Source organism: Chitinimonas sp. (genome assembly GCF_041904975.1).
Classification (GTDB): Bacteria; Pseudomonadota; Gammaproteobacteria; order Burkholderiales; family Chitinimonadaceae; genus Chitinimonas.
Map to the genome: position 1 here is coordinate 1 of NZ_JAYRLZ010000238.1, position 6,535 is coordinate 6,535.

Annotated in this window: 6 protein-coding genes; all 6 read right to left on the reverse strand. The window is 61.0% G+C overall.

The annotated features are described in order from the left end of the window. A partial coding sequence (gene accD, locus ACE3OH_RS17625; RefSeq protein ID WP_374356123.1) for an acetyl-CoA carboxylase, carboxyltransferase subunit beta occupies positions 1–806 on the reverse strand: 806 nt, incomplete at its 3' end. Between the two features lie 78 nt (positions 807–884). Then, positions 885–1,688 carry a tryptophan synthase subunit alpha gene (gene trpA / locus ACE3OH_RS17630; RefSeq protein WP_374356126.1) on the reverse strand — a complete coding sequence of 268 codons (804 nt, stop codon included), beginning with the start codon at positions 1,686–1,688 and terminating at the stop codon, positions 885–887. A gap of 20 nt (positions 1,689–1,708) precedes the next feature. Beyond that, positions 1,709–2,932 carry a tryptophan synthase subunit beta gene (trpB, locus tag ACE3OH_RS17635; RefSeq protein WP_374356129.1) on the reverse strand — a complete coding sequence of 408 codons (1,224 nt, stop codon included), beginning with the start codon at positions 2,930–2,932 and terminating at the stop codon, positions 1,709–1,711. 13 nt (positions 2,933–2,945) lie between these two features. After that, positions 2,946–3,587: a phosphoribosylanthranilate isomerase gene (locus tag ACE3OH_RS17640; RefSeq protein WP_374356132.1), complete on the reverse strand. Its 642-nt coding sequence runs from the start codon at positions 3,585–3,587 to the stop codon at positions 2,946–2,948. Positions 3,588–3,606: 19 nt separating this feature from the next. Next, complete coding sequence (truA, locus tag ACE3OH_RS17645; protein ID WP_374356135.1) at positions 3,607–4,389, reverse strand: tRNA pseudouridine(38-40) synthase TruA; 783 nt, start codon at positions 4,387–4,389, stop codon at positions 3,607–3,609. 73 nt (positions 4,390–4,462) lie between these two features. Continuing rightward, positions 4,463–6,535 (reverse strand): FimV/HubP family polar landmark protein (locus tag ACE3OH_RS17650; protein ID WP_374356138.1); only part of this gene is annotated, 2,073 nt, incomplete at its 5' end.

The following is a 6,535-nucleotide window of genomic DNA, read 5'->3' on the forward strand; positions in this document are numbered from 1 at the left end:
TCGCGTCGATCGACAATCATGTCGATGGCACCTTTTTCCAGCAGGAATTCGGCGCGCTGAAAGCCTTCCGGCAAGGTTTCGCGCACGGTCTGCTCGATCACCCGTGGCCCGGCAAAGCCGATCAGCGCGCCCGGTTCGGCAATCACCACATCGCCGAGGAAGGCAAATGAGGCCGACACGCCGCCCATGGTCGGGTCGGTCAGCAGCGAAATGAATGGCAGGCGCTGTTCGCTGAGCTTGGTGAGGATGGCACTGGTCTTGGCCATCTGCATCAGCGACATCAGGCCCTCCTGCATGCGCGCACCGCCCGATGCTGCGACACAGATGAAGGGGCAGCCGTTTTCAATTGCCGCCATGGCGCCGCGGACAAAGCGCTCACCCACCACCGAGCCCATCGAGCCGCCAATGAATTTGAATTCGAATGCGGCCACCACCACCGGTTGCGACAGAATGGCGCCCTGCATCACCACCATGGCATCTTCTTCGCCGCTGCTCTCGCGCGCGCCATCGAGCCGATCGGGATAGCGCTTGGAATCCTTGAACTTGAGAAAGTCGGTCGGACGCACTTCAGCGCCGATTTCGAAGCGACCTTCCGCATCCAGCATCAGGTCAAGGCGGCGGCGGGCAGAGATGCCGTTGTGATGATTACACTTTGGGCAAACGTCGAGATTGTTGTCCAGATCAGTGCGATACAGCACCGCACCGCAGGCAGAACACTTGCTCCACAATCCCTCCGGTACGGTGGTGGATGCACCGGACGGCTTGGCCTTGATTTTGGGTGGTAAAAGCTTTTGCAACCAACTCATGTTCGATACTCCTGCGTGGTCGTGGACACCGACCAAGCGCTTGAAAAAAACAAGGCCGCTTGCGCGGCCTTCTCTACATTAATGGCGGGCTGAATCCATGGCGCTGCGCACCTCGCGCAGGAAGGCAGTGAGGCGCTGCGCAGCCGAGGCGCCATGTTCTTCGATTTCCTGCACCAGGCGGCTGCCGATGATCACCGAATCGGCCACCTTGGCTACCGCCTGCGCCGATGCAGCATCGCGAATACCGAAACCGACACCGATAGGCAGGGAGATATGGGCGCGCAATTGCTGCAGCTTGCTGGTCACGCTGTCCAGATCCAGATTGGCCGCGCCGGTCACCCCCTTGAGCGACACATAGTAGACATAACCACTGGCCTGCTGCGCCACCGCCTTGATGCGTGCTTCCGGCGTGGTGGGCGCCAGCAGGAAGATCGGATCGAGCTGGTGCGCTTTGAGCGTATCGGACAGGCTCTGCGCCTCTTCCGGCGGCAAATCGACCGTCAATACCCCATCGACACCCGCTTCACGAGCCGCTTCGGCAAACACCTGGTAGCCCATGGCTTCGACCGGATTGGCATAGCCCATCAGCACCACTGGCGTATCGGCATCCTTGCGGCGGAACTCTTTCACCATGTCCAGCACATCGCGCAGGCTGACACCATGGGCCAGCGCCCGCTCTGATGCCTTCTGGATCACCGGGCCATCGGCCATCGGGTCGGAAAACGGTACGCCCAGCTCAACAATATCGGCACCACCGGCAACCAGGGCATGCATCAAGCCTACCGTGGCGGCAGGATGCGGGTCGCCCGCGGTAATGAAAGGAATGAGCGCTTGCTTGTTGTGTTCTTGCAGGCGCTGGAAAATCTTCTGGATTCGTGACATGGATTCGCTTGTTACGGGTTTTACAGCTCGATGCCGGAAACACGGGCAACGGTCGGAATATCCTTATCGCCGCGACCGGACAGGTTCACCAGAATGATCTGGTCGGCCGGCAGGCTTGGCGCCAGCTTCTTGGCATAGGCCAGGGCATGGCTGGATTCCAGGGCCGGAATGATACCTTCATTCCGGCACAAATCATGAAATGCCGCCAAGGCTTCATCATCATTGGCTGCGGTATATTCAACCCGGCCGATATCCTTCAGGTGGCTGTGCTCCGGCCCGACCCCCGGATAATCAAGGCCGGCCGAGATCGAATGGGTTTCAATGATCTGGCCGTTGGCGTCCTGCATCAGATAGGTGCGATTGCCATGCAGCACACCCGGCGTGCCTGCCGACAAGGGCGCAGCGTGGCGGCCGGTTTCCACCCCATCGCCGCCCGCCTCGACACCGACCAGGCGCACGCCCGGCACCTGGATGTAGGGATGAAACATGCCGATGGCGTTGGAGCCGCCACCAACGCAGGCCACCACCACATCGGGCTGGCGACCGGCCATTTCCAGCATCTGCACCTTCGACTCTTCGCCGATCACCGCCTGGAAATCGCGCACCAGCATTGGATACGGATGCGGGCCGGCCGCAGTGCCGAGGATGTAAAAGGTGCTGTCCACATTGGTCACCCAGTCGCGCATCGCCTCATTGAGCGCATCCTTGAGCGTCTTCGAGCCGGATGATACCGGCACCACCGTCGCGCCCATCAGCTTCATGCGGTAGACATTGGCGGCCTGGCGCTGGATATCCTCGGCGCCCATATACACCACGCATTCCATGCCATAGCGCGCTGCCACCGTGGCCGATGCCACGCCATGCTGACCGGCGCCGGTTTCCGCGATCACCCGCTTCTTGCCCATGCGCCGCGCCAGCAAGGCCTGGCCCATGGTGTTGTTGATCTTGTGGGCGCCGGTATGGTTGAGGTCTTCGCGCTTGAGGTAGATCTGCGCGCCACCCAGCATCTCCGACCAACGCTTGGCGTGGTAAATCGGGCTGGGACGACCTACGAAATGCTTGAGCTCGTGGCGGTATTCCGCCATGAATGCCGGATCATTGCGCGCCTTCTGATACTCGGCCGCCAGCTCATCCAGCGCTGCCATCAGGGTCTCGGCAACATAGACGCCGCCGTAACTACCGAAGCGGCCATGGCTATCGGGCAAGTCATAGCGCTCGGGTATGGGTAGATCCTTGATATGCATTGCAAATTCCATTTCACTCAAATGATGGCCCGGCACTACCGGGCTGACGCACGGCATGGATGAACTGCCGTACCTTTTCGATATCCTTGATGCCACGCACGCTCTCAACGCCACTGGACACATCGACCGCCCAGGGTTTCACCTGAGCCACCGCCGCCGCGACATTACGTGGATCGAGCCCGCCGGACAGGATCAACGGCAGCGGCAATTGCGCTGGCAGCAGGCGCCAATCGAAACGCTCGCCCGTGCCGCCAGGGGCACTGGGCGAATAGGCATCGCACAACAGACCACGCGCGTCGGCAAAACGATCTGCGTATTCTAACAAATCAACACCGGCTTTTACCCGGACTGCCTTGATATAGGGCCTACCGAAGCTGCGACAGTACTCGGGCGTCTCATCTCCATGAAATTGCAGCAAATCCAGGGGCAGTGTACGCAACACGCCCTCTACCTGCGCTATCGACGCATCGACAAACAGACCAACGCTCATCACGAAGGGCGGCAAGGCAGCAACGATTTCATGGGCCAGGTTGATCGACACATGGCGCGGACTCGGCTCATGAAACACCAGACCGATAGCATCGGCACCCAAGGCAGCTACGGCTTGGGCAGTGGCGACATCGCGCAGACCACAGATTTTGATCCGGGGAGACATAGGGCACCGCAAAAATGAATCAGACCAGATGGTGGCGGAAGCTCGGATCACTGGCAATCCCAAACTGCTCCGGATAGCTCACACCGGCAAAGTACAGGCCATCCGGCATGAAGGTTGCCGGCGCAATGGTCCGGTCACGCGCAGCTAACAAATCACTCATCCATTCAGGCTCAGCGGCACCGCGGCCGATATGTACCATGGCTCCCATCAGGTTGCGCACCATATGGTGAAGGAAGCCGCCAGCCGATACATCGCATAACAGCAGATCACCCTCGCGGCGGATGGCGAAGCGGGTGAGATGCTTGACCGGACTCTTGGCCTGGCATTCAGATGAGCGAAAACTGGAAAAATCATGCTCGCCGACAAGGCGCTGCGCCGCCAGCTGCATCGCTTCGAGCGACAAGGGAGCATGGTGCCACCCTACCCGGCCAGCCAACAGCGCCGGACGCACCGGATGATTCAGCAAGACATAGCGATAGTGGCGCTGCACCGCACTGAAGCGCGCATGAAATTCGTCGCCAAGCTGCCGCGACCACAGCACGGCCAGACCTGCGGGCAGAAAGCTGTTGACCCCGCGCACCCAGGCGGTCAAGGAGCGATTCACCTCGGTATCGAAATGGGCAACCTGCTGGCAGGCATGCACGCCCGCATCAGTGCGGCCGGCAGCGTGCAAGCGCACCGGATGCCCTGCCATCTTCGCGATCGCAGCTTCCAGCGCATCTTGCACCGACAAGCGCGATGGCTGCGCCTGCCAGCCGCAGAACGCTCGACCATCGTATTCAATGCCCAGGACTATTCGCACCGGTATCTCCCACCTTGCCCAGAAAGCACAATGGGCCGCACCAGGCGGCCCATCTGCTCGATACACCAACCGACTAAATTTGCGCCAGCAGGGATTCCGCCGTCGCCTTCTGTTCGGCACTACCCTCGCCCAACGCTTCTTGCAGGATCTCGCGTGCGCCTTCCTTGTCGCCCATATCGATATAGGCACGCGCCAGGTCGATCTTGGTGGTGACCGGGTCATCAAGCTCGGCACCAAAGTCCATCACATCACCGGACGAGGATTCCGGTGCGATATCCAGATCAAGATTAACCGAATCCAGCTCCAGGCTTGCCGCATCGGCAGCGGCCGGCTCGCTCAGATCGAAATCGAAATCAAGACCGGCAGCCATGTCCGGCGTATCGAGTTCAGCCACCGCGACAGCGGCTGGCGCTGCTGGCGCCGCCGGGGCTTCGGTTGCAAGGTCGAGCGGAATATCCAGCGAAAGGATGCCAGCATCGTCTTGCGGTGCCGTGGCAGGCGCCGATGTTTCCGGCAGGGCCAGGTCGCCCAGATCGAAATCCATCGCCAGATCGCCACCGACCGGCTCGACTACTGCAGCCACAGGGGCTGCGGGTGCCGCAGCCGGCGCCTCATCCATGCCAAGGTCGAAATCCACCTCGGCCACTGCCGGTGCTTTCTCGGCTGACGCTTGTGGCATATCGAGCTGGAAGTCCAGATCGCCACCCACATCCTCCTCGGGCACGGCCGGCTCAGAATAGGGCTTGTTGAATTGGCCGGTGTCGCCGAGCAAGGTGCCTGCCGACATCACCATGGTCTTGTCCAGCGAACCGGTATTGACCGGCTCCTGGCGCTGGTACAGATTGTTTTGCGGATCGAGCGTACGGCCCATATCGGCCGCTTGCTCCCACAGCGGGCCGTTGCCCTGAGTGGCGGAATACATTTCCTGCGCCAGGGTCTCAAAGGCTGAGACATTCTTGCGGCTGTTGTAGATTTCCAGCAGCTTGAGGCGCACCTCCTGGCGACTGCCGTCACGAGCCAGCGCATCCTTGAGGATCTCTTCTGCCTGGGTGTCACGGCCATAGGCCATATACACCTCGGCCTCGGCAATCGGATCAACCTCATCCGTATCGATGGTGCCAAGCCCGGCGCGGCTGAAATCGGTCAGGAAGGAATTCTCGGTGACGCCGGTGCTGATCACCGCGCCGCCGGTATTGCCAACCATGGTGTTGGACTTGAGGTCCGAACCAGTAATGATGCTGTCTTCAAAACTGTTCTTGCGGCGACGACGCGAATACCAGAAAGCACCACCACCGAGGCCGAGCAAGGCAAGACCGCCGCCAACCGGCAACAACAGCGTATCGAGCAGGGATGGTTCCGGCTCAGGCGGCGGTGGCGGCAGCGGCTTCTTCTTCGGTTTGGGTTGTGGCTTGGGTACTTCGACATGCGGCTGCTGATCCGGCTGGGCTGGCTTGACTTCGGTCGCAGCCGCCGGCGGTACGGCAGCCGCCTCGGGCTTGGCTGCCTCGGCAGGATGCGCCTCTAGCTGATTGACCTCGGCGGGCTTGGGCTCTGGCGCCTTTTCGACCGGCTTCACTTCAGCGGGCTTGACCTCGGCTGGCTTCACCTCGGCCGCCGGTTTGGCCGGAGCCGGCTTGGGCTCGGCTGCCTTGACGGGTTCCGGTGCTTTCGCTGCCGGAGCTGCCTTGGCATCCACCTTCGGCTCTACTTTCGGTGCGGCATTCTGCGCTTCAGCCTGCTTTTGCGCCTGTGCACCCTGCTTGCTCTTCAATGCCAGCAGCTCTTCGAGCTTCTTGTTGGTTTGTTGCAGCTCGGCAACGCGCTGCGATGCCTCTGCCAATGCCTTTTGCTTTGCCGTGCTGTCCTCTTCGAGCGAACGGACACGCTCCTTGAGCTTGCCAGCCTCGTCACCCTTGGAAAGCTTCAAGGTTGCCGGCGCATCGGCCTGCTTGGCAGATGCCTTGTCTTCGATCTTGGCAGGTATCTTGCCACTACCAGCATCCTTGCCCTGCGGCGACTGCGAGCTGCTGGTACTGCTTGCGAGCTTGGAGCGATAGCTCTGCCAATTTTCGGCCTGGGCGTGGATTTCCTTGACTGCATCAGCCTGGCTGATATCACCCGCCGCCTTGCCAGGCAGCTTGAGGAT